Origin of the sequence: Nocardia asiatica NBRC 100129 (assembly GCF_000308415.1) — a bacterium.
Taxonomy (GTDB): Bacteria; Actinomycetota; Actinomycetes; order Mycobacteriales; family Mycobacteriaceae; genus Nocardia; species Nocardia asiatica.
Genome location: NZ_BAFS01000454.1, coordinates 3,897 through 27,714, shown reverse-complemented (window position 1 = coordinate 27,714; position 23,818 = coordinate 3,897). Strand labels below are relative to the sequence as shown.

Below are 23,818 nucleotides of genomic sequence, written 5' to 3'. Positions count from 1 at the left end.
GCGCTTGCGGCGTTGGGTGACGCCGCCGGAGGGCACTCGGTTCTTTCGGCGCGCGCGGCCGGCGTGCTCTCGGCGCACAACTCCCTGTCCACAGGGGATCCCGGCTACAGGCGACCACCCGGCGACGCCACGACCTCAGCCGCGAGTGTCTTCACCGCGTGGGGCTCCAACGTCCCGACGCGTCCGAGTGACGTGCATGTGGAGCCAGGTGCCACACCTGCCCCTCCGACACGGCACGGGGACGCGCCCGCCGATCGGAGCGTCACGTCCGCACAGTTACCGGACCGAGCCGCGCGTTCGGCCCCTGCCGCAGTTTCCATTCGAGAAGCGGGCCTTGGTTCGCGACCCGATGACACGCTGGCCGATCTGAGCAACGGGCGCACGGATTTCTCCGCGCGAACCGGTGATACCTCGACTCCTACTCGGCAAGCGGACAGCGCGCTCACGCCGGATCGACGCGGCAGCACAACGTATTTCGATGTAACGATCGCACCGGATTCGCCACCCTGTCTGGCCGACCATGTCGTGGATCGGGCTGTGGTCGTTCCGGGCGCCTGGTTCGTCGCGACCATCGCCGACACCGCGCGCGAACTGCTCGCCGATGATGTCGTCGCGATCGACGACCTGGTGATCACCAGCGGTCTCGCGCTGACCGGCCCGCAGCGGGTGCGGGTGCTTTTCGAGCCGGGCACCGACGGGGTGGCGGTGCAGGTGACGACCGACAGCGCGGGCGACCACGCGCGCGCTCTTGTCCTGACCGGACCGCATCGTATTCCGGATGGGCCCGGCCCCGCGCAGGTGCTGGCGCGTTGTCCGGAAACCCTCGCAGGAGCCGAATTCTATCGACTGCTCGACCGGGCCGGGCTGCCTTACGGCCCCGCGTTCCGCCGTGTCACCGACGTACGCTTCGGCCCGCGCGAAGCCTTGGTGTCGCTGGCGGACCCCGGCCCTGACGGCGGCGCGGGCATGGTGCACCCGGCTCTGCTGGACGCGGCGTTCCAAGCCACATACGCGGCGATGTCGCCGCCCGCGGGCGAGCGGACCTGGGTGCCGTTCGCCGTGGACCGGGTACTCGTCTCGGCCGCCGCGGGAACCGTTCGATTCGGCCATGTGCGCGTCGTCGAGCAGACGCCACAGCTGTGCGTCGCCGATGTTCGGCTGCTCGACGAGGAGGGTTGCCCGGTGGTGGTCGCGAACGGACTGCGAGTGATGCCGACACCGGACCCGGACGGGCGACCGTCCACCCGCGCGCCCCGTGACCGGATCGCCGCGGACACCTATCGAATCGAGTGGCCGGAAACCGAATCGGCGCAGCCCACCGGCGCGGCCGGACGCTGGCTGGTCATCGGAGCGGCTGCGGGCTTCACCGACGAACTCGCCGACGAACTCCGGGCACGCGGAGCGGACTGCGCGCTCGCCCGGCCCGGCCGGGGCTTCGCGTTCCGTGCCGAGAACGAGTTCGAGGTCGACTTGGACGCGCCCGCGGCGGTGCGCGCACTGCTCGGCGCGGCCGCCGACGCACGCACACCGCTGCGCGGGATCGTCTTCGCGGGCGCGCTGTCGGCCGACGTCGCGCCCGCACCCGTCCGCGCGGAACGTCTGATAGCGCACGCGCTGCACCTGGTGCAGGCTGCCGCGCTTGCGGGTGAGCCCGCGGTGTGGTTGCTCACCCGGTACGGGCAGCGCGTCGATCCCGCCGATCGGGTGGCGCCCGAGCAATCCGCGCTGTGGGGTTTCGCCCGCAGCGCGCGGCTCGAACACCGCGAAATCGGCTGCCACGTCCTCGATCTCGATCAGCTGACCGAGATCCGGACCGTGGCCGACGCGCTGGTCACGCCCTCGGCCCCAGGTCAGCTGGCGCTGCGCCAGGGACGTCGGCGGGTACCGCGGCTCGTGCCGATGGAAACGGCGCCCGACGGGATCGCGGCTGGGTACGCGGCGGGGCACACGGTGCTGATCACCGGTGGTCTCGGCGGTGTGGGCGCCCGGCTGGCGCGCTGGCTCGCTGACCGGGGCCGGCCGGATCTCGTCCTGGCCGCTCGGTCGGCTCCCGACGCCAGGGCCGAGTCGGTCATCGCCGAATTGCGGGCAGCGGGAGCTCGCGTCTGGGTGCGGTCACTCGACGTCACCGATCGCGATGCCGTGGCCGCCACGCTCGACTGGATCGACCGCGAGTTGCCGCCGCTGGCGGGGGTCGTGCATCTGGCCGGGGTGCTCGATGACGGAGTGATCGCCGAGCAGACAGCCGAGCGGGCCAGGCGGGTACTGGCGCCGAAGACGCTCGGGGCATGGAATCTGCACGAGCTGACCGCGGGCCGTTCCTTGCGGTGGTTCCTGCTGTTCTCCTCCGCCGCCGGGGTGCTCGGCTTGCCCGGCCAGTCCAGTTACGGCGCCGCGAACGCCTTCCTCGACGGGGTGGCCGAGTTGCGCGGTGCGTCGGGCTCGCCCGCGCTGTCCATCGCGTGGGGTCCATGGGCGCAGACCGGAATGGTCGAGCGGCTCGGCAGCGGCGCGCTGGAGCGACTGGCCCGGCGCGGCTACGGCACATTGCGCCCGGAGCAGGCGCTCGACGCGCTCACCCGGTTGATCGATGCCGGGGCGACCGGTGCGGTCGCAACGCTGCCACTCACGCTGTCGGAGATGCCCGCCGTCGACTTGCCGGAGGTGCTGCGGGATCTGATCGCACCCGTGCCGGTCGACGCCTCCACCGTGAACGACGGCTCGGATCTCTCCGTCCGAATGGAGGCGCTGGTTCGGCGCTGCCTCGGGTTGGCGCCCGAGGACGATCTCGATCGACCGCTGCACGAACTCGGCCTCGACTCGGTGGCGGCACTCGAGATCCGCGACGAACTGTCACGCTCCAGCGGCCACCGCCTGCCCGCCACGCTGGCCTTCGAGTACCCCACACCGCGTGCGGTCGTCGGCTTGCTGGTGCGGTTGGGTAACGCCGGCAAGTCGCTGGCGCCACCGGTGACCGGCAGTTCAGCCGACCGAACGGCGGCGCGGATACCCGCTGCCACGGCCGACGCCCCCGTGACATCAGGGATCGCCTCGACCACACGGGACGCCGCAGCCGCCCGGCCGCAGCCGCCGGTCAACGGCTTCACCGCGCTCGGCAACGAGCCCGACGGTTACAGCGCCGAGCGCCCGCTCGTGGACGACGCAGGCGCCAGGACCGCACCCGCGGCGCGGCGGGCACCGGTCGACTCGTTCGCGTCAGCTGCGCAGCCCCTGCCTCGCACAGCCCCCGGCTCGGATTCCGCCGCACCCGCGGACGCGGTAGGCGATATCGCGATCGTGGGTGTCAGCGGGCGGTACCCGGGTGCGGACGGGCTCGACGAGTACTGGCGGGTGCTGGTCGAGGGACGCGACTGCGTCACCGAGATCCCGCCGGAGCGCTGGGACCACAGGCGCTATTTCGTCCCGGATCGGCACAACCCGTTCACCGCCTACACCAAGTGGGGCGGATTCCTCGACGACGTCGACTGTTTCGATCCGCTGTTCTTCGCCATCTCTCCGCGCGAGGCGGAGATTCTGGATCCGCAGGAGCGACTGTTCCTGCAAACCGCCTGGGCCGCTTTGGAAGACGCCGGACATTCCCGCGCCGACCTGGCCCGTGGCGGCCTGCGCCCCGAGCAAGCCGGTGTGTTCGTCGGCGTCATGTGGGGCACCTACCAGATGTTCGGGGCGGAAGAGTCCCGGCTCGGGCGCGGCACGCTGCCCGGATCGACGTTCTGGAGCATCCCCAACCGCGTGTCGCACGCCTTGGACTTCCAAGGGCCGAGCATGGCGGTGGACACGGCGTGCTCGTCCTCGCTCACCGCGTTGCACCTGGCCTGCCAGAGCATCCGCACCGGCGAATGCAAGCTGGCGGTGGTCGGCGGGGTCAATCTGTCCCTGCATCCCTACAAATTCGTCGCGCTCAGCCAGGGACAGTTCGCCTCCACCGACGGCCGCTGCCGTTCCTTCGGCGCGGGCGGTGACGGATACGTCGCCAGTGAGGGTGTCGGGGCGATGGTGTTGCGGCCGCTGGCCGACGCCGAAGCCGACGGCGACACCATCTACGGCGTCGTCAAGGGCGCCGCGATCAACCACGGCGGCCGCGTCAACGGCTTCACGGTGCCCAATCCCGACGTCCAGGCGAGAGTGATCCGCTCGGCGCTGCGCGTCGGCGGGGTCGACCCGGCGTCGGTGTCCTACATCGAAGCGCACGGCACCGGCACCGCACTGGGCGATCCGATCGAAATCGCCGGTCTGACGAAGGTTTTCGGTAATTCCGGCGTGTCCGAGCTGCCGATCGGTTCGGTGAAGTCCAATGTCGGTCACCTCGAGGCGGCGGCCGGTGTCGCCGCGCTGACGAAAGTGCTGCTGCAACTGCGCCATCGAACCATCGTGCCGTCGCTGCACGCCACACCGCCGAATCCGAACATCGATTTCGCGGCGACACCGTTCCGCATACCGACCCGACCGTTGCCCTGGCCCGGCGGTGACCCCGCGCGGCCGCGACGGGCGACGGTGAGTTCGTTCGGAGCGGGTGGGGCCAACGCCAACGTGGTGATCGAAGAGTACGTCGACCGCAGGCCGCAGACCCGGTTCAGCGGCGGTCAGGTCGTCCCCGTGTCGGCTCGCGACCGTGAACGGCTGACCGAATACGTGGCCGCGCTGGACCGTTTCCTCGCCGCGCAGCAGCCGAACCTCGCCGATCTGGCCTACACCATGCAGGTAGGGCGTCAGGCGGGCAGCGCGCGCGCCGCCTTCGTGGCACGGGACATCGACCAGTTGCGCGCCGCCGTGCGCGCCTGGGTGGACGACGTACCCGGCGCCAGGTCGTGCCCGGACGCGGCGGAGGACTCGCGGATCGCGCGCTGGCTCGGCGGCGGCGACGTCGATTGGGCCGCCGTCCGCGATCCCGGACCTCGACGCCGTATCCCCGCACCGACCTACCCGTTCGCCCGGGAGCGGTACTGGATTCCGGATGTCGCGCCTGGTGCCGGTCCCGCGCAGGATTCGGGATCCGATCCGGTAGCGCGGTCCGTACCGGCGCTGCAGTCGGCGTACGGACCGGACATCACGTCCTTGCCGCGATCCACGTCGGGGCAACCGTCCGGGCCGAACCCCGCCCTGGTCCAGTCCGCGCTGGACCGGAGCTCCGCACCATCGGCGCAATCCGCCTGGGGACGATGGGCCGACGCTTCGCGGCATTTATCGGACCGGTCCGCGGCGGAGTCCGGGCTGGCGCAGCCTGCGTCGGCCCCCTGGTCGACATCCGCCCCGCAAGACACCTCACCCGGGCGACCCGCGTCAGCGGACCGCCGGTTGATGGTTCCGGTGTGGCGCGAAGCGCCGCTGCCCAGCGGTGACCTGAGTTCCCGCCGCATCTCCGTCGTGTACGACGCGCGTACCCCGCACCACTTGGTGGAGGCGCTCGCCGCCGCAGCGGGCGATGCGGGCCGTCTGGTGCGGCTGTCGGACCTGCCGGGCGACCTGAACCGCGCCGACTTCGGCGCGGGCGCGGCTCGCGGCCGTGCACTGATGGCCCGCTATCCCGACACCGACTGCCTCCTCGACCTGTGCGACCTCGTTCCAGCGGCCGCCCGGCCCACCGGCGACCTCGGCCGCATCGGGCTGTACCAGGGTGTGCTCGAGGCGCGCGCCGGTTCGCTCGCGCTGGTGCACGTCACCGCCGGACATCCCGGCGCCGACGGCCCGGAGTCGGCGCCGCTGGGCGGTCTGGTCGCCGCGCTCGCCGAGGAGATCCGGGAGGTGCGCACGCGAAGCGTTCACGTACTCGCCGAGCGCGGTGCGGTAGGCGCCGATTCCGGGCGTTTGCTGGCGATCCTGGGTGCGGAGTGCTCCGCCACCGAGGACGACTGCACGCGAGTGCGGTATCGCGGCGGTATCCGTGAAACCGTCGAGCTGGCGGACGCGGCATTCCGCGACGGTCTCGTCGTCGATCCCGCCCGCGCCTATGTGGTGACCGGCGGCACCCGCGGGCTCGGTGCGGAATTCGCGGCGGCGCTGTTCGAGCGCGGGGCGCGCCGCTTGGCCGTGCTCGGCCGCGAACCGCTGCCTCCGGAACCGGAATGGGACCGCGTGGCGGCCGGCTCCGGGCCCGCGGCGGACAAGGTGCGGCGGCTGGTCGAGTTGCGTGATCGCGGCGTCGCGGTGCGGACCTACTTCGGCAGTCTCACCGACGAGACGGCGCTGTCGGTCTTCTTCGAGCGGGTGCGGCGCGAGCTCGGCCCGATCGGTGGGGTGCTGCACTGCGCGGGAAGCGTCTCGGGTGAGAGTCCGGCTTTCGTGCGCAAGACCGGCCCCGGCGTCGCGACCGTGCTGGAGCCCAAGCTCGCGGGCACAGCGGTCCTGGCCGATGTGCTGGCCGCCGACCGTCCCGACTTCTTCGTGTTGTTCTCGTCGGTGTCGGCCGTGCTGCCCGGCTTGGCGGTGGGCCTGTCGGATTACGCGATGGCCAACGCGCACCTGGACCGGTTCGCCGAGGCACAGCACGCCCTGGGGCGGCCGTATTTCCGGTCGGTGAACTGGCCGTCGTTCCGCGACACGGGGTTCGGTGAGGTAACCAGCGCGGCCTATCGAGCCACGGGCCTTCCCGCGCTCAGCGCCGCGGAGGGGTTCGAGCTGCTCGACGCGGTGCTGGGACTTCCCGCCCCGGTGGTGTTGCCGTATCGCGGTGCGCCGCTGTCTCTTTCGACACACGCCAGCCGATCCGCGCCGGGGGCGGCGTCCGGCCCGGCCGGGCCCGCGACAGCGAACGGCAACGTAGCAGCGAGCGGGTCCATTGCGGCGAACGGGTTCGCAGCGGCGAGCGGGTCCACGGCGGCATATGCGGAACTGCTTCGGATCTTCTCCGACGAATTGAAGCTGGCCCCGGCCCGTTTCGAGGGTGACAAACGGTTCGAGGAGTACGGCGCGGACTCGGTGCTGATCGCCTCGGCGGTGCGCCGGATCGAGCAGGTCATCGGCCAGCCCTTCGACCCCGCGCTGGTGCTGGAATTCCCGACGTTGGACGCGCTGGCGGGATTGCTGACCGAGCAGTTCCCCGACCGGTTCAGGTCGGAACCGCCCCTGGCCGGTCCGCCCACAGCCGATCCGCGACCGACCTCCGAGGATGCGCCGAGCACGGAGGACAGGAAGTCGAGGCTCACCACCGCCGTGTGGGCCGCCGAGGCCCGCAGCGGCCGGGCCGCCGAGCCGATCGCCGTGATCGGCATCGGTTGCCGACTACCCGGCGGCGACACACCGGACGCGTTCTGGCGTCTGCTCGCAGCGGGCGAATCCGGTGTCCGCGAGGTGGACCCGGCTCGCTGGGATCCGGCCCGGTTCTACCGCCCCGGCGGCGGCCCGGGTCTGAGCAGCAGCAAGTGGGGCGGCTTCGTCGACGGCGTGGACCTGTTCGATCCGGAGTATTTCGGCGTCACCGACGAACTCGCCTGGCAGATGGACCCGTTGCAGCGGCTGCTGCTGGAGACGTCGGTGCTGGCCACCATCGACGCCGGATACCGGCGCGACGAGCTGAGGGGCAAGCGCGTCGGCGTCTACGCGGGCAGCCGGGCGGCGAACTATTTCAACCGGATTCCGGTCGCCGACCGGCACACCATCATCGGCGTCGGGCAGAACTTCATCGCCGCGCGCATCTCCGACTTTTTCGACTGGCACGCGGGCAATGTCGTGCTCGACAGCGCGTGCTCGTCGTCGCTGCTGTCGGTGCATCTGGCCTGCCAGGCGCTGCGCGCGGGCGAGGTCGACGCCGCGCTGGCCGGCGGGGTGGAGGTGCTGCTGGACGAGATGCTGTTCGTCACCCTGTCGGCGGCGGGCGTGCTGTCCCCGCACGGCCGGTGCGCGACCTTCTCCGAGGACGCCGACGGTTTCGTACCGGGTGAGGGCGCGGCGCTGCTGCTGCTCAAACGGCTCGACGACGCGCTGGCCGACGGTGACCGGGTCTACGCGGTGCTGCGCGGCTCGGCGATCGGCAACGACGGGCACACCATGGGCATCACCACACCCAATATGCGAGCGCAGATCGAAGTGGTCACCGCCGCGCTCGATATGGCGGGCATGGCACCGGACGCGCTGTCGTATCTGGAGGCGCACGGTACCGGCACCATGATCGGCGACCCCATCGAGCTGAAGGGGCTGGCGACCGTGCTCGGCGACCGGTCGCGCGGGCCGGAGCCGTGCGCGGTCGGCAGCGTGAAAACCAATATCGGGCATCTGCTTTCCGCGGCGGGCATCGCCGGGGCCGTCAAGACGATCCTGGCCGTGCACCACGCGGCGCTCCCGCCGTCGCTGCACTGCGACAACCTCAATCCGCGTTTCAAGTTCGCCGGGTCGCCGCTGTACGTCAACCGGGAACTGCGCCCGTGGCGGCCCGCCGACGGCAGGCCCCGCGCGGCGGGCGTCAGCTCGTTCGGCTTCGGCGGCACCAACGCCCACCTCGTCGTCGAGCAGGCGCCCGACGGGCACCGGCCGGTTCGCCGACCCCTCGATCCACCCGTCTTCCGCAAGAGGAGCTTCATGCTGCCGAAAACGGTTCCCAGCACATCGACGGAGGCCGCGCCGCGCATCGTCGTCCCGATGCCGCAGAGCGCGCCCGCGCCGTCGTTCCTCCGGGTGGAGCCGCTGCTATGAGCGGGATCGAACTCGACAGCTTCGCGACCACCGTGCGAGCCGAGGACCCGGTGGTACGTGACCACCGGGTGCACGGTGTCCGGATCCTGCCCGGCGTGGTGTATCTCGACATGATCCTGCGTGCGGCGATGGCCGCCGGATACCAGCCCGGCGAGCTGACCATTCGAGAGGCGCTGTTCCAGCGTCCGGTGGCCCTCGGCGCCGACGGCGCGGTGCGCATCGCGTTCCGGGTCGACCGCCCGACGGGACGAGTCGCCATCGACGTGCAGCGCTTGGACGCCGCGGGCGTGCCGGACGGACCGGTCGAGCCGATCGCGGAATGCGCTGTCGTGCGGTCCGATTCGGCAATCACACCGGGCGGGATCGACGTGGGTTCGTTCCCGGCGGCCTCGCAGGCGCGCGGGATGGCCGAGATGTACGCCCAGAGCGGCGCCCGCGGTATCGAGCATCGCGCGTTCATGCGGGTCACCGGCCATTTCTCGCGCAGCGGCGAGGTGGTCACCGCGACCATGGGGCTGGGCTCCGAAGCGGCCGCACATTTGCCCGGATTCCTGCTGCACCCCACGTTCCTGGACGCCTCGACGATCGTGCCGTTCGTCGACCCGCACCGGCTGGGCGTAGACGACGACAGCGCGTTCATCCCGATCTACTTCGGCGACGTGCGCGCCTGGCGGGCCACGCCCGAGCAGGTGCACGTGCGGGCCATAGTGCGCGGCGGGCACGGCGCCGACCTGCTCGAAGCCGACGTGGCGCTCTACGACCGGGACGGATCGCCGGTGGCGCGGTATCGGCTGACGTCCAAGCGGGTGCGTGGCAGCGCGGATATCCAGCGATTACTAGCCCAGCCCGGCCGGGAGGCTCCTGCGCCGCGGCGTGCCGCGGACCCCGGCCCGGCGCCGACCGCCGCGCCGAACGACCCGCGCGCCCTGATCACCGCCGACCTGGCGGCTCTCGTCGCGGCCGAACTCGCCGCCGATCCCACCGGTATCGCCACGGACGTGGGATTCTACGAACTCGGCCTGGATTCGGGTCGTCTGTTACGGCTGACCGCCGAACTGGAGACGCGGGTGGGCGAGCCGCTCTACCCGACGCTGCTGTTCGAGTACCAGACCATCGAAGCACTCGCCGGACACCTCGCCGACACCGTGGGCGCGAACTACCGTCCAGCCAACCCCACGAGCCCGCCTCAGGCCCACCCGGATATCGATTCCGCTGACCAGCCGAGCGTCTTCCATGCGGGCGAGCCCACCGCCACGCCGACCAGCGAAGCAGGCACAGACCCGAGCATCCCGGTCCCGGTGTCCGAACCTCCCTCCACGACAGAAGACGATCTGGTCACCTTCGGGTTCGACTGGGAAACCGACCTCGCCACGCACCCGCGGCAGGAACCGACGGAATTGCTCGTCTTCGACACCGCCGAGCACTCTTACCCGCACGGCACCGCCGCTACGGTCGTCCGCGTACGGCCGGGAAGTGAATTCGTCTCCGGTGCGGACGGTTTCGTCATCGACCCGGCGGACGCCCAGCACATGGAACTGTTGATCGCACAGCTGGCGGCCCGGCGGTTGCGCTTCGACGCGGCGCTGTACCTGTGGCCGGGCACTGTGACCGAGGACGACCCGCAGGCATTGATCGAGCGGGTGTATCTGCCGCTGCGCGATCTGGTGCGCGCGGCCGCCGGGGTGTCCGAACCGCCGGTGCGCCGGGTGCTGGCCCTCGCGCCCCCGACCCCTGCGGGGGAAGCGTGTTGTGCCCTGCTGGGCGGTTTCGCGCGCACGCTGCGGCTCGAGCAGCCGTTCCCGCTGTTGCGGGCGGTGCGGTACGACCGTGCCGCGGTGCTCGGTGACATCGTGGCCACCGAACTGGGCGTCGACGAACGCGATTCCGACACCGAGATCCGCTACCGCGACGGACGCCGCGAAATCCGCCGCCCGCGTCTGCTCGACGGTTCGGCGGCCGGTTCCGGCGACACGGTGTTGCGTCCGGGGTCGGTGGTCGTCGTCACCGGCGCGTTCGGTGGTATCGCCCGGCATCTGGCGCGCCGCCTCGCCACCGAATACCGCGCACGGCTGGTCCTGGTCTCACGCCGAGCGCTCGACGCGACCGCCGCCGGTCTGCTCGCCGAGCTCCACGATCTCGGCGCGGAAGCCGTGCACGTGCGCGCCGACGTGTCGGTCGCCGCGGACGTCGAACGCCTCGCCGCGATCGCCCACGCCACCTTCGGGCCGGTCGAGGTGCTCTACCACGGTGCGGGACAGTTGCGCGACGGACTGCTCGCGGGCTCCGGCCGCGCCGACGCGAGATCGGTTCTGGCGCCGAAGGTCTACGGCATCGCGCACTTGATCCGGGCACTGCCGGAGGCCCGCCTGACCGTCTTGTTCTCGTCGGTCTCCGCGGTGCTCGGCAACCCGGGGCAAGCCGATTACGCCGCGGCCAACCGCTACCTGGACGCCGTCGCCGAACAGCGCGACCGCGCCGGAAACAGGACGATCAGCGTCAACTGGCCGCTGTGGGCCGACGGTGGCATGCATCCGCCCGCCCAGCAGATCGCCACGCTGCGACGGGCCGGCGTCGGATTGCTGCCCACTACGACCGGACTCGAGCTGCTGTTGTCCTGCGCGACGCTGAACCGCGCGCAACTCGCCGCGGTGTGGGGCGAACCCGAGACCCTGCGAGCACGACTACGACCGGTGAGCGCGCCGGCCGCCGAGCCGCAGACAGTGAACGAGCGCCGCGCGACCGACAGCGTCGACGAGCCGATCGCGATCGTCGGGATCAGCGGCCGTTACCCGGACGCGGAGGACATCGAGGAGTTCTGGCGCAACCTGCGGGACGGACACGACGCGGTCGGCCCGGTCCCCGCCGAACGCTGGTGGCTCACCGCCGTCCAGGGCAGCCCCGGCGCACCCCCGATGATCGGCGGGTTCCTCAGCGACGTAGCCGGTTTCGACCCGCAGTTCTTCCGGATACCGCCGGTCCAGGCGCCGTTGCTGGACCCGCAGGAACGTCTGTTCCTGCAGCAGGCGTACGCGGCGCTGGAACACGCCGGATACCACCACACCGATCATGCCGTGCGCGATCGCCGCGTCGGCGTGTTCGTCGGCGCCACCTGGAGCGACTACCGGCTGCTCGGGGTGGCGGCCAGCCGCGACGGCGAGCCGGTCGCGGTGGCCTCGATCCCGTCGTCCATCGCCAACCGCACCTCCTACACCCTCGGTCTGCGCGGGCCCAGCCTCACCGTGGACACGGCGTGCTCGGCGTCGCTGACCGCGCTGCATCTGGCGCGGCGCAGCCTGCTCGACGGCGAATGCGACGCGGCGATCGTCGGCGGGGTGAACCTGCTGCTGCACGAAGACAAATTCCTCCTGCTGCACAGCTTGGGCATGATGTCCGACACAGGCCGGTGCCGGCCGTTCGCCGCGGCCGCCGACGGCTACGTTCCCGGCGAAGGGGTCGGCGCGCTGTATCTGAAGCCGCTGTCGGCCGCCCGCGCCGACGGCGACACCATCCACGGCCTGATCCTGGGCAGCGCGGTCAACCACGGCGGGCAGACCTCCGGCTACAGCGTGCCCCATCCCGGCGCGCAAGCCGAGGTGATCGGCGCGGCCCTGCGCGCGGCGGGGGTCGATCCCGCCACGATCGATTATCTCGAGGCACACGGCACCGGCACCCCGCTCGGCGATCCGATCGAAATCGCGGGGCTGGCAGCGACTTTCGGCCGATCGGCTGGAACCGGCCGCTCCCGCGCCCTCGGGTCGACGAAATCGAACATCGGCCATTTGGAGGCGGCGGCAGGAGTCGCGGGGGTGACCCGGGTGCTGCTGCAGATGCGGCACGGCCGGATCGCGCCGACGTTGCACGCCGCACAGGCCAATCCGGCCATCGCGTTCAACTCGGTGCCGTTCCATCTGCCGCGGGAACTGGAGGATTGGCCGCGCCGCATCGTCGACGGTGTCGTGGTGGCGCGGCACGCGGGCGTCAGCGCGTTCGGCGCGGGTGGAGCCAACGCGCATGTCGTGCTCGCCGAATTCGTCGACGAGCGAATCCGCCCGACCGCGCCAGGTGAGCCGGAGATCTTCGTGCTCTCGGCTCGCACACCGCAGCGGCTGCACCGCTACGCCGAGATCATGGCGCGGCACTTCCGCGCGCTCGATCCCGCCGATTTCACCGACGCGGTGCGCACCTTGCAGGTAGGCAGGCCCGCGCTGGCACACCGGCTCGCGGTGGTCGCGTCCGCCCCGATCGAGGTGGCCGAGGCGCTCGACCAGTTCCGCACCGACCAGCTCGGCCCCGTGGTCAGCGGCGCCGTGGACGCGCATGCCCGCCCACCGCTGTACGCACCGGCGCCCAGCGACCAGGAACTCGCCCGTCAGTGGGTCGCGGGCGCCGAGGTCGATTGGCGCGCACGCGGCGGTCCGTCGCGACGTATTCCGTTGCCCGGCTATCCCTTCGAACGCACCAGCCACTGGATCATCGCCCCGCCGCGCGCGGGATTCGACGCCGCGGTGGAGCGTTTCGAGGCGTTCGTGCAGCCCACGGGCATCGTGGAGCCCGGAAAGGCCGAACTCGGCCGCTACGCGGCGATGCTGCTTTTCGCCACCCTCGCCGGGATGGGCCTCACCACGGGGGAGTGGACCGCGAGGTCGCTGGACGCGCGCCTGGGTGTGCGGCCGGAATTCGACCGGCTGCGCACCAGCTGCCTGCACATCCTGCGGCGCCACGAGCTGGTGCGGTGGCAGGACGACCGCCTCGTGGTCCCCGGCCCGCCCCCTGGCACCAGCGGGATGCGCGCCGATCTGCTCGCCCGGTTCCCCGAAACCGCGCCGTACGTGACGTTGCTGGACGCCTGCCTGGCCGCGTATCCGCGCGTGCTGCGCGGCGAGCTGTCCGCGACGGAAGTGCTGTTTCCCGGCGGTGACCTCGGATTGGTGGGCGCCATCTATCGCGGCAACGCCGCCTACGACTTCAGCAACGGGTTGCTCGCCGCACTGGTATCGGCGATCGCGCACCGGCACGAGGACCCGCGGCCGCTGCGGATCATCGAAGTCGGGGCCGGGACCGGCGGTTCCACCCACGCCGTGCTCGAGACGCTCGCCGCGAGCGGGATCGCGTTCGACTACCACTACACCGACGTCTCGCCCAGTTTCCTCGCGCACGGACGGCGCACCTTCGGCACGCACGCGCGCCTGCGTTTCGCCGTGCTGGATATCGAGACCGATCCGATCGCACAGGGCTTTCCCGCGCATGACGCCGACCTGGTGATCTGCGCCAACGTTCTGCACGCGACACGGTCGATCGACGCGACCCTGAGCAACGTCCGGCGGCTGCTGGCGCCCGGCGGTGTACTCGCGTTCACCGAGGCGACCACGGACCTCGAAGTGCTCGCGCTGACCTTCGGGCTGCTGGAGGGCTGGCACGCCTACCGCGATCCCGAGGCGCGGATCCCGCACTCGCCGTTGCTGTCCGAGCGACAGTGGCAGGCCGCGATGACCGCGGCGGGATTCTCCGGAGTCCGTTCCTGGGGTCCCGGCCTGTCCGCGGACGCGGACCCGAGTTTCCGCCTGCTCGCCGCGGTCAGCGCCGCCGCACCCGCCGTGGCGCAGGCTCAGCCCGTTGCTGCCACCGCACCGGCCACCGGGCAGGCTCAGCCCGTTGCTGCCACCGCACCGGCCACCGGGCAGGCTCAGCCCGTTGCTGCCACCGCACCGGCCACCGGGCAGGCTCAGCCCGTTGCTGCCACCGCACCGGCCACCGGGCAGGCTCAGCCCGTTACTGCCACCGCACCGGCCACCGGGCAGGCTCAGCCCGTTGCTGCCAGCGCACCGGCCACCGGGCAGGCTCAGCCCGTTACCGCCGCCGCACCGACCGCCGGGCAGGCTCAGCCCGTTGCTGCCGTCGCACCCGCCACCGGGCAGGCTCAGCCCACGGCTGCCAATGAACCCGCTCCGGCACAGCCCCATCTCGCGGTAGCCGCCGCCCAGCCCCGTGCTTCGGTCGCCCAGTCTGACGCGCGGTCCCACCCCGAGATCGCGACCCCCCGGTCGTCTCGGGGGATCGCCGCCGAAACGGTTCCCGCCCTGCCGCCCAGCCTCGCGGTCGCCGCCGAGCCTGCGGCCGGTGCGCCGCATCGCCCTGGGGTTGCCGCCGAACCGGCCGCCGTCACGCACGCCGGACTCGCGGTCGCCGCGGAACAGTCGGCCGCCGTGAGTGTACTCGCGCAGCCCGGCAACACCTCGGCGCTGGAGGCCGAACTGGTCGCCATAGTCGCCGACGGACTCGGCGTGGCGCGCAGCGAGGTGCGCGCGGAATTACCGCTGTCGGAGTACGGGGTCGATTCCATTCTCGCGGTGAAGATCATCGACCGGGTCAACGCTCGCTACGGCTTGGCGCTGCGCCCCACGGTGGTGTTCGACCATCCGTCGGTACGGCTGCTCAGCGTTCGCATGGCCGCGGAGGGCGCCACGCCGACGAGCGCATCGGCGCGACCGGTGGCCGCCCCGGCGTCTCCCGTCTCGGGCGCATCGACGCCCCGCATCCACACCGCCGCCGCGCAGACCGCGCGGCCCAGCGAGAGGTCGACATCGATGGACATCGCCATCATCGGCATGTCCGGGCAGTTCCCGGGCGCGGCGGACCTCGGGCAGTTCTGGCGCAATCTCGCCACGGGGCGCGACACCGTGACCGAGGTACCCGCGTCGCGCTGGCCGATCGCCGGCTTCTTCCGCTCGGGACCTGCGACACCGGGCAAGACCTACTCCAAGTGGGGCGGATTCCTCGACGGCGTCGAGCAGTTCGATCCGGCCTTCTTCGACCTGGTGCCCGCCGAAGCCGACTACATGGACCCGCAGCAGCGGTTGTTCCTCGAACACAGCTGGCGCGCGCTGGAAGACGCCGCCATCGACCCGAAGTCGCTGCGCCGCACGAAGTGCGGCGTGTTCGCCGGGTCACCGGGGTCGGATTACGCCAACCTGCTGCGTAACCGCGGAACAGTCGGTTCCCACCACATGTTCACCGGCAACAGCCCGGCCATCCTCCCCGCCCGGGTGGCCTACCACCTGGATCTCACCGGTCCATGTCTGGGTCTGGACACCGCGTGCTCCTCGGCCCTGGTCGCGCTGCACCAGGCCTGCCGCAGCCTCGCCACCGGCGAATCGGAACTCGCGCTGGCGGGCGGGGTCGCGGTGTTCGTAACGCCCGAATACCACTTACTCGCGTCCTCGATGGGCATGCTGTCGCCGCGCGGCCGCTGCGCGAGCTTCGCCGCCGACGCCGACGGTTTCGTGATCGCCGAGGGCGTCGGCGTGGCGGTGCTCAAGCCGCTGGCCGCGGCGCAACGCGACGGTGACCCCATCCACGGTGTGATCCGCGGGATCGGGATCAACCACGACGGCCGCACCAACGGCATCACCGCGCCGAGCGTCCGCGCGCAGACCGAACTGGAACTGGCGGTGTATCGCGACGGCGGAATAGATCCGTCCACCATCGGCTACGTCGAGACGCACGGCACCGGAACACGTTTGGGCGACCCGATCGAGATCGAGGCGCTCACTGCCGCATTCCGCCGCTACACCGGCGCGGTCGGCGCCATCCCGGTGGGGTCGGTGAAATCGAACATCGGGCACGCCTCGCACGCCGCGGGAATGGCCAGCCTGTTCAAGGTGCTGCTGGCCATGCGCGCCGGCCAGCTGCCGCCCTCGCTGCACGTCGCGTCGGTGAACCCGCTGCTCGGGTTGGACGAGTCGCCGTTCTTCGTCAACACCGAACTGCGCCCGTGGACCGGCTACCCGCGACGCGCCGCGATCAGTTCCTTCGGCTTCAGCGGCACCAACGCGCACGTGGTGGTCGACGGCGCACCGGAGCCGAGTACGGTCCGTCGCGATGCGCCGGGCGGCCCGCAGCTGGTCGTGCTCTCGGCCCGCAACGCCACGAGTTTGGCCCGGATGGCACGGGCGCTGCGCAGGCATCTGGCCGCGCACCCGGAGCTGGTGCCCGCGGATATCGCGCGCACGCTGGCGCTCGGCCGGAGCGGATTCGAGCATCGGCTCGCCGTGGTCGGCGACTCGGTGGACGCGATCGCGGCTCGGCTGGCCGCGTTCGCCGACGGCGATCGTCCTTCAGGCGTCTTCACCGGAACGATCGACACCCCGACCACGGACCGAGCGGGAGCCATCGTGCTGGACGACCCGGCAGTGGCCGCGCGGCAGTGGGTCGAAGGGGTGCACGTCGAACACACGGGCTGGAACGACCCGGCCGCGCGCCGTATTCATCTACCCGGCTACGAATTCGACCGGGAGAGGTGCTGGGCACCGGATGCGAGCGGTACGGGTCCCTCACCGCGCGCAACGGACGCTCGGAGCTGGCAAGATCCCTCCGAACCGGCGGGCGTCACCGATAATCAGGCACTTGCCGAACCTCAGGGCCTTGCTGGTTCCTCGGATCTGGTTGCGTCCTCGGATCTGGTTGCGTCCTCGGGCCTCGCTGCATCGGGGGATCTGGCTGCATCCCCAGGCCTGGCTGCAAGCCCGGGCCTGGCTGCTTCCCCAGACATAGCTGCATCCCCGGGCTTGACTGCATCCCCGGGTCCGGCCGAATCCCCAGCCCGAGCCGGATCTCACAGCGCCGCCATATCCCAGAACGGCAGTGAGCCTCAGGCCCTCACTGAACCGCGGAGAGCCGCCGCAACGGGGAGATCCGCCGAGCCTCGGACAGCCGCCGACCCACAGCGCGCTGTGCCGCCGACGATCGGCGCGGTACCGCGACCGCTCCGCGCGGCCGACACCGCCCAGGTCGTGGCACCGGGCACGCCGAAACCGGCGGCACTCGAGGGCACTCCGGCAACGGCGGAGGCTGCCGTGGGCCAGGCGGTGGCGTCCTCCTCGACGAAGGCACCCCAGGGCGACGGCACACGCCGAAACGACCGAGATGCTGATGGGCTTGTAGCCCCTGTGGGCGAGTCGTCGCCGGGCTTCACCTCGTTGCGACAGGCCGCCGAGACCTACCTCAAAGATCTGCTCGCGGAGTACTGCCGACTCGATCCGCTTCGCATCCGCACTCGCATTCCCTTGCCGGATTACGGTATCGACTCGGTGCTGATCAGCAAGATGAACGACCGGCTGGAATCCGATTTCGGCCCACTGCCGAGCACGTTGTTCTTCGAGTACCAGACCGTCCGCGACATCGCCGGGTACCTCGCCGACGAGCACGCGCCGCGCGTAGTCGCACTCACCACCGAAGGGAATCCGCACAGCAGCGCCGCCGGCGAGTCGACAGCGCCTTCGCCCGGCAGCACCGCACCGGTGACGCACGCGGTCACTCTCGATCGCGCTCGAGCCGACGCGGCTCCCGGCAGCGCGGACGATGCCGACGACATCGCCGTAATCGGCATGGCGGGCAAGTTCCCCATGGCGGCCAGTGTCGAGGAATTCTGGGCCAACCTGGTCGCGGGCCGCGACTGCATCGTGGAGGTGCCGCAGCAACGCTGGGATCACCGCGAATATCTGTCCGAGGATCCCGACGAACCCGGCACCACCTACGCGCGCTGGGGCGGATTCCTCGACGACGTGGACAAGTTCGACGCCCGCTTCTTCGGCATCACTCCCAAGGACGCCGAGGAGATGGACCCGCAGCAACGACTGTTCCTGGAAGCGTGCTGGGCGGCGCTGGAAGACGCGGGCTATTCCCCGGATCGGGTGCGCCGTAGCGCCGCGACGCGCGGCCTGCCCGATGCCGGAGTCTTCGCCGGGGTGGGTTACGCCGAGTACCAGGCGTTCGTCGGCGTGCCGATCTCGGGATATTTCGCGGTGGCCAACCGTGTCTCGTACCACTTCGGCTTCAACGGACCCAGTCTCGCGGTGGACACCGCATGCTCGGCGTCGCTCACCGCGCTGCACTTGGCCTGTGAAAGCCTGCGCCGCGGCGAAGCGGCCTACGCGTTGGCCGGCGGGGTGAACGTGTCGATCCACCCCGGCAAGTACCTGCTGCTCGGCTACGGCCGATGGGCCTCCACCGACGGCCGCTGCCGGTCGTTCGGCACGGGCGGCGACGGCTACGTGCCGGGCGAGGGAGTGGTGACCCTGGTGCTCAAACCGCTGCGGCACGCGCGCGCCGACGGTGACCGCGTCTACGGCGTGATCCGGGGCAGCACCATCAACCACGGCGGGCGTACGAACGGTTTCACCGTCCCGAACCCGGTCGCCCAAGCCGACCTCATCGGCCGGGCGCTGAGCGCGGCCCGCGTGGACGCGGGCGACATCGGCTACGTGGAAGCCCACGGCACCGGCACAGCGCTGGGCGATCCCATCGAGATCGCGGCGCTGACGAAGGCCTACCGCCGCTCGACATCCGAACGCGGCTATTGCGGCATCGGATCGGCGAAATCCAGTGTGGGTCATCTGGAAGCCGCCGCGGGCGCCGCGGGCGTGGTGAAGGCCCTGCTGCAATTGCGGTACGACACCATCGCGCCGAACCTGCACAGCGATCCGCCGAACCCGGGCATCGATTTCACCTCGACGCCGTTCCGAGTCATCGATCGGCCCACAGCCTGGCCGCGACCCGACGACGGCAAGCCGCGCGTGACCGCGGTCAGCTCGTTCGGTGCCGGGGGCTCGAACGCGCATGTGATCCTCACCGACGCCGAGCCCGTCGTGCCGGCCGCCGAAGACGGGCATCCGCGCATCGTGGTGTTGTCGGCGCGCGACGCCGACCGGCTCGCGCAGCTGGCCGCCCGCACAGCGGAGCGGCTGCGCGATCACCCGCTGCCGCTGCCGGACGTGGCGTGGACGCTGGCCGTCGGGCGCAGCGCGTTCGAACACCGCCTGGCGGTGGTGGCGTCATCCACGGCCGAACTCGTCGAACTGCTCGACAGCACAACCACTCCGAACGCTCCGGCACCGGCCGAAGGGCTGCTGGTCTTCCGTGGCGTGGCCCGCACCCACCGCGACTTGGACGAGCTGCCCGGCGAGTCGGACGCCGACCGCGCCGAAGTGCGCGCGCTGCTGCGCTCGGGCAATTTGCCGCGGGTCGCCGAGTTGTGGGCCGGTGGCTGGAGCGTGGATTGGGAACAGGGCTACGAGCGGCCGTTCGGCCGGACCGTGAGCCTGCCCACCTATCCGTTCGCGCGGCGCAGGTACTGGATCGTTCCCGAGGACTACCGCAGACGCAGCCAACCCGTTCCGCAGGTAGTCGCTGCAACCGTGGTGGCGCAGGAGATCGAGCTGCCCCGTGCGGAGCGCAACGGCCGTTCCGCGAACGGTACCGGGCACCGATTCGTCCCGGCGTCGACCGAACCGGTCCAGCCACCCACCGCGCTCCCCGCCTCACCTGACGTCGCTGAACCGGTTACCACCACCTCGCACGGCGGCACCGCACCGGTCACCAGCCCACCCACCGGCGGCACCGCACCGGTCACCAGCCCACCCACCGGCGACACCGCACCGGTCACCGGCGGCACCGAACCGGCCATCACCGCCTCGCCCAACGTCGCCGAACCAGTCACCACAGCCTCGCCCAACGTCGCCGAACCAGTCACCACCGGCCCATCTGGCGGCACCGAGCCGGTCACCACCACGACGACCGGCGGCAACCAACCGACCGGCCCCGACCCGACGGCCGACGAATTCGACAGCGCGCTGCGCGATCGCCTCGCCGAGCACATCCGCGACATTTTCGCCGATCTGACCAAGACCGACCCGGCCGAACTCGACCTCGACGCGGATTTCACCGACTTCGGATTCGACTCGGTGGCCACCGTCCGCATGCTCAACCGGCTGATGAAGCACTACGACGTCAAGATCCCGGCCGAGTCGACCGAGCTGTATCCGACCATCGCGTCGCTGTCGCGGTATCTGGTGGCCGACGGCATCATCGCCGGAGCGACCGAGAACGATGCCCCGCGCGCCTCCGCGGTGGCCATGAGCGCGACGGTCCAGCAGGACATCCCCCCGGTGCGCATGGACACTCCGATCCCGGTGCGGTCGGTGTTCATCACCGGCGTGACCGGTGTGCTGGGCGGCAAACTGCTGCACGATCTGCTCTCCCGCAGCGACGTGCGGGTGACGTGCCTGGTGCGCGGCAAGACCGTGGCCGCGGCCGAGCGCCGGGTCAAGCACTTCCTGAGCACCTACGATCCGGACGGAACGCTCGATCAGGTGTTCGCCGAGCGCGTCACCACCGTGCTCGGCGACGTCTCCAGCGAGCGGCTCGGCCTGGACGAGGTGACCTGGCGGCGGATCGCCGACGAGGTGGACCTCACGATCCATGCCGCGGGCCGCACCACTTTGGTCACCTTCTACGACGCGCTGGCCCCGATCAACGTCGAAGGCACCCGCCGCGCGGTGGAATTCGCGTTGCGTTCGCGTGGCAAGTACCTGATGTACGTTTCGAGCTTCAGCGCTCTGGGCGACCGGCTCAACTTCAACAATCCGCCGTTCACCGAGCGCGATCTCGAACTGGGGCAGGGCTACGACCATCTGCCCTACCAGCAGACCAAGTACGAGTCCGAGAAGCTGATCCGCGCGGCGAGCGAGCGCGGACTGCTCTGGGACATCGTGCGCCCGGGCAACATCATGGGCGACAGCCGCACCGGCCGGTACCCGTTCTCCGAGGTCAGCGTCAAAGGCGCGTACTACGACATCCTCAAGACGATGATCGAGACCGGCGAGACGATGCTGACGCCGGTGCACTGGGACATCACCCCGGTGGACTACGTCAGCGCCGCGATCACCCACATCGCGCTGCACCGCCCCACCTACCGGGAGACCTACCACCTCACCAACCCCGACATCCGGCGCTATTACGACGTGGTCCGCTACGTCCAGCGCGCCGGGTACGAGGTGGATCTGGTGCCGCTGGAGGATTTCCATCGCAGGGCCACCGACCGGCAGATCCACCGGCTGGGCACCGACGAGGTCTACGACAGCCAGACCCTGGAGATGTTCAAGTACGGCATCGAACTGTTCGGCACCATCCACTACGAGGAGAGTTCCTACGCCGACTGCGCCTACACCCGGCGGGTGCTGGGCGCGGCGGGCATCGACTGCCCGCCCACCGAGGAGTTGGTGCGGGTGTATCTGGCGCACTGTGCCGAAGTCGGCTACATCCCCGCGCCGCGGGCGGCCGAGTCGACGGCGGAGGCGTTGCGATGAGCGGGGAGTGCACGATCGTCTTCCCTGGCCAAGGCGCCCAGCGCACCGGGATGGGGGCGGACTTCTGCGCCGAGTTCGCCGTCGCCCGTGACACTTTCGCTGAAGCGAGCGCCGCGGTGGGCGAGGATCTGCTGCGGATCTGCGCCGAGCGGGATCCGCGGCTGCATCGCACCGAGTACACCCAGCCCTGCGTGCTCACCATGGAGATCGCCGCCTACCGGGTGCTGACGACCGAATTCGATATGCGACCGGTCGCTTTCGGCGGGCACAGTCTCGGCGAGTACGCCGCATTGGTCGCGGCCGGCGTTCTCGACCTCGCCGACGGGGTGCGGCTGGTGCGCACCCGCGGTGCGCTCATGCAGCGTGCCGTGCCGGAGGGGGCGGGCGCGATGGCCGCGCTGATCCTGCCCGACATCGCCGATTCGGAGGTCGCCGAATTCGTGGCCGAGGCGGGCGCGGAGGTGGCCAACGACAATTCGACCGACCAGCTCGTGATCAGCGGCGGCAGCGACGCGATCGCGGCCGCGCGCGCCGTGCTCGCCGAGCGCCTGCCGGACCTGCGGTTCGTTCCGCTGCGGGTGAGCGCGCCGTTCCATTCCCGGTGGATGCGCGGCATCGAGGCCGAGTTCGCCGACCATCTGGCCGAGTGCGCCCCGCGTATCCGCGCCGCGCATGCGGTTGTGGTGACCTCGAACTACACCGGCGAATTCCACCGGCCCGACACCCTCACCGAACATCTGGTCCGCCAGATCTCCGCCCCGGTGCGCTGGACGGCGAACATGCGCGCGTTGCTGCGCTCCGGCACACCCCGCTACGAGGTCGGCCCGTCGGCCCCACTGTCGAAGTTCTTCGCTACGCTGGGCGCACCGGTGACCCGGATCGCGACGGTCGGCGACCTGCGCGCGCTCGCCGAGGGATCGAGATCGGAAAGCCGGACGGCCGCAACCGTCTCGCCCTCGACAGCACTTCCGTCCGCCCACGAATCGGAACGCTCTGCAATCGATGCAGTTCCGGCCTCGACGGCACTGTCGTCCGCCCAAGAATCGGAACGCTCCGCAATCAATGTCGTTCCAACCTCGATGGCGTCGGCCGCCCACAGATCGGAAGCCTCAGCGAGCGCTGTTGTGACCTCGGCGGTGCTTTCCGCCCCTCCGGAATCGGAAGCGGCCGCCACCGACGCCGTCCCGACCTCGACGGCAGTCTCGGCCGCTTCCGGATCGGAAACCGCGGCGGCCTCGATGGCAATCACCGCCGCCTCCGCACCGGCCCGACCCCTCGCGACGGGTGAGCTGACCATTCACCGCATGACCGCCGGACCCCCGACCCTGCGGTTGTTCTGCTGGCCGTTCGCCGGTGGCAAAGCCGCCGCCTACACCCCGTGGCGGCGCGAGCTGCCCGACTGGGTGGAGTTGTGCGTGGTGGAACTGCCCGCCCGGCAGCGGCATCTGGCGCAGACGCCGATCCGTCGATTCACCGATCTCGTCGACGCGGCGCTGGCGCGGGTCCTGCCGCTGACCGATCTCCCGTTCGCCTTCTTCGGCCACAGCCTGGGTGCGCTGACCGCCTACGAGGTGGCGCGCCGCCTTCCCGAAGGCGTCGCGCCGCGGGCGCTGTTCCTCGGTGGCGCCGTGGCCCCGCACCTGCCGAGACCAGGGCGCTTGTCGGAGCTGCCGGATCACGAGTTCGCCGCCGCGGTCGCCCATTACGGCGGCATCCCGCCGGAGGTACGCGCGAGCCCCGAAGTGATGGCGCTGTTCCTGCCCGCCTTACGCAGCGATTTCGAGATCTTCGACGACTACCGGTTCAGCCCCGCCGCCGCGCCGTCGTGCCCGGCCCACCTGTTCGGCGGTCTCGACGATCGACAGGTGGCGGCCACCCAATTGGAAGCCTGGCGTGATCTGCTGCCGGGGCTGCGCTCGACCGAGCTGCTGCCGGGCGGTCACTTCTTTCTCACCGAGCAGCGGGCAACGCTGCTCGGCTCACTCGCGGACAAGCTCGCCGCTGTCCGCCCCGACGCGGTATCCGCCTGA

At 71.0% G+C, this 23,818-nt stretch carries 3 protein-coding genes; all 3 read left to right on the top strand.

The genetic code is table 11. The features are described 5' to 3' along the window. The first annotated feature begins 63 nt into the window (after positions 1-63). From ON27_RS34580 to ON27_RS42065, 3 genes are read left to right on the top strand one after another with little or no spacing between them, the layout of a single operon-like run. Positions 64-8,646: an SDR family NAD(P)-dependent oxidoreductase gene (locus tag ON27_RS34580; RefSeq protein ID WP_306306975.1), complete on the top strand. Its 8,583-nt coding sequence runs from the start codon at positions 64-66 to the stop codon at positions 8,644-8,646. Continuing rightward, complete coding sequence (locus ON27_RS34575; RefSeq protein WP_043737254.1) at positions 8,643-21,788, top strand: thioester reductase domain-containing protein; 13,146 nt, start codon at positions 8,643-8,645, stop codon at positions 21,786-21,788. Before ON27_RS34580 ends, ON27_RS34575 begins: the two co-directional genes overlap by 4 nt. Then, positions 21,785-23,818 (top strand): thioesterase domain-containing protein, encoded by a 2,034-nt coding sequence (locus ON27_RS42065; protein WP_083888034.1) that lies wholly within the window; start codon positions 21,785-21,787, stop codon positions 23,816-23,818. Before ON27_RS34575 ends, ON27_RS42065 begins: the two co-directional genes overlap by 4 nt.

Bases quoted from the DNA above. Each gene is read 5' to 3' on its own strand.
- ON27_RS42065 (WP_083888034.1), top strand. From the start codon at position 21,785: ATGAGCGGGGAGTGCACGATCGTCTTCCCTGGCCAAGGCGCCCAGCGC.
- ON27_RS34575 (WP_043737254.1), top strand. From the start codon at position 8,643: ATGAGCGGGATCGAACTCGACAGCTTCGCGACCACCGTGCGAGCCGAG.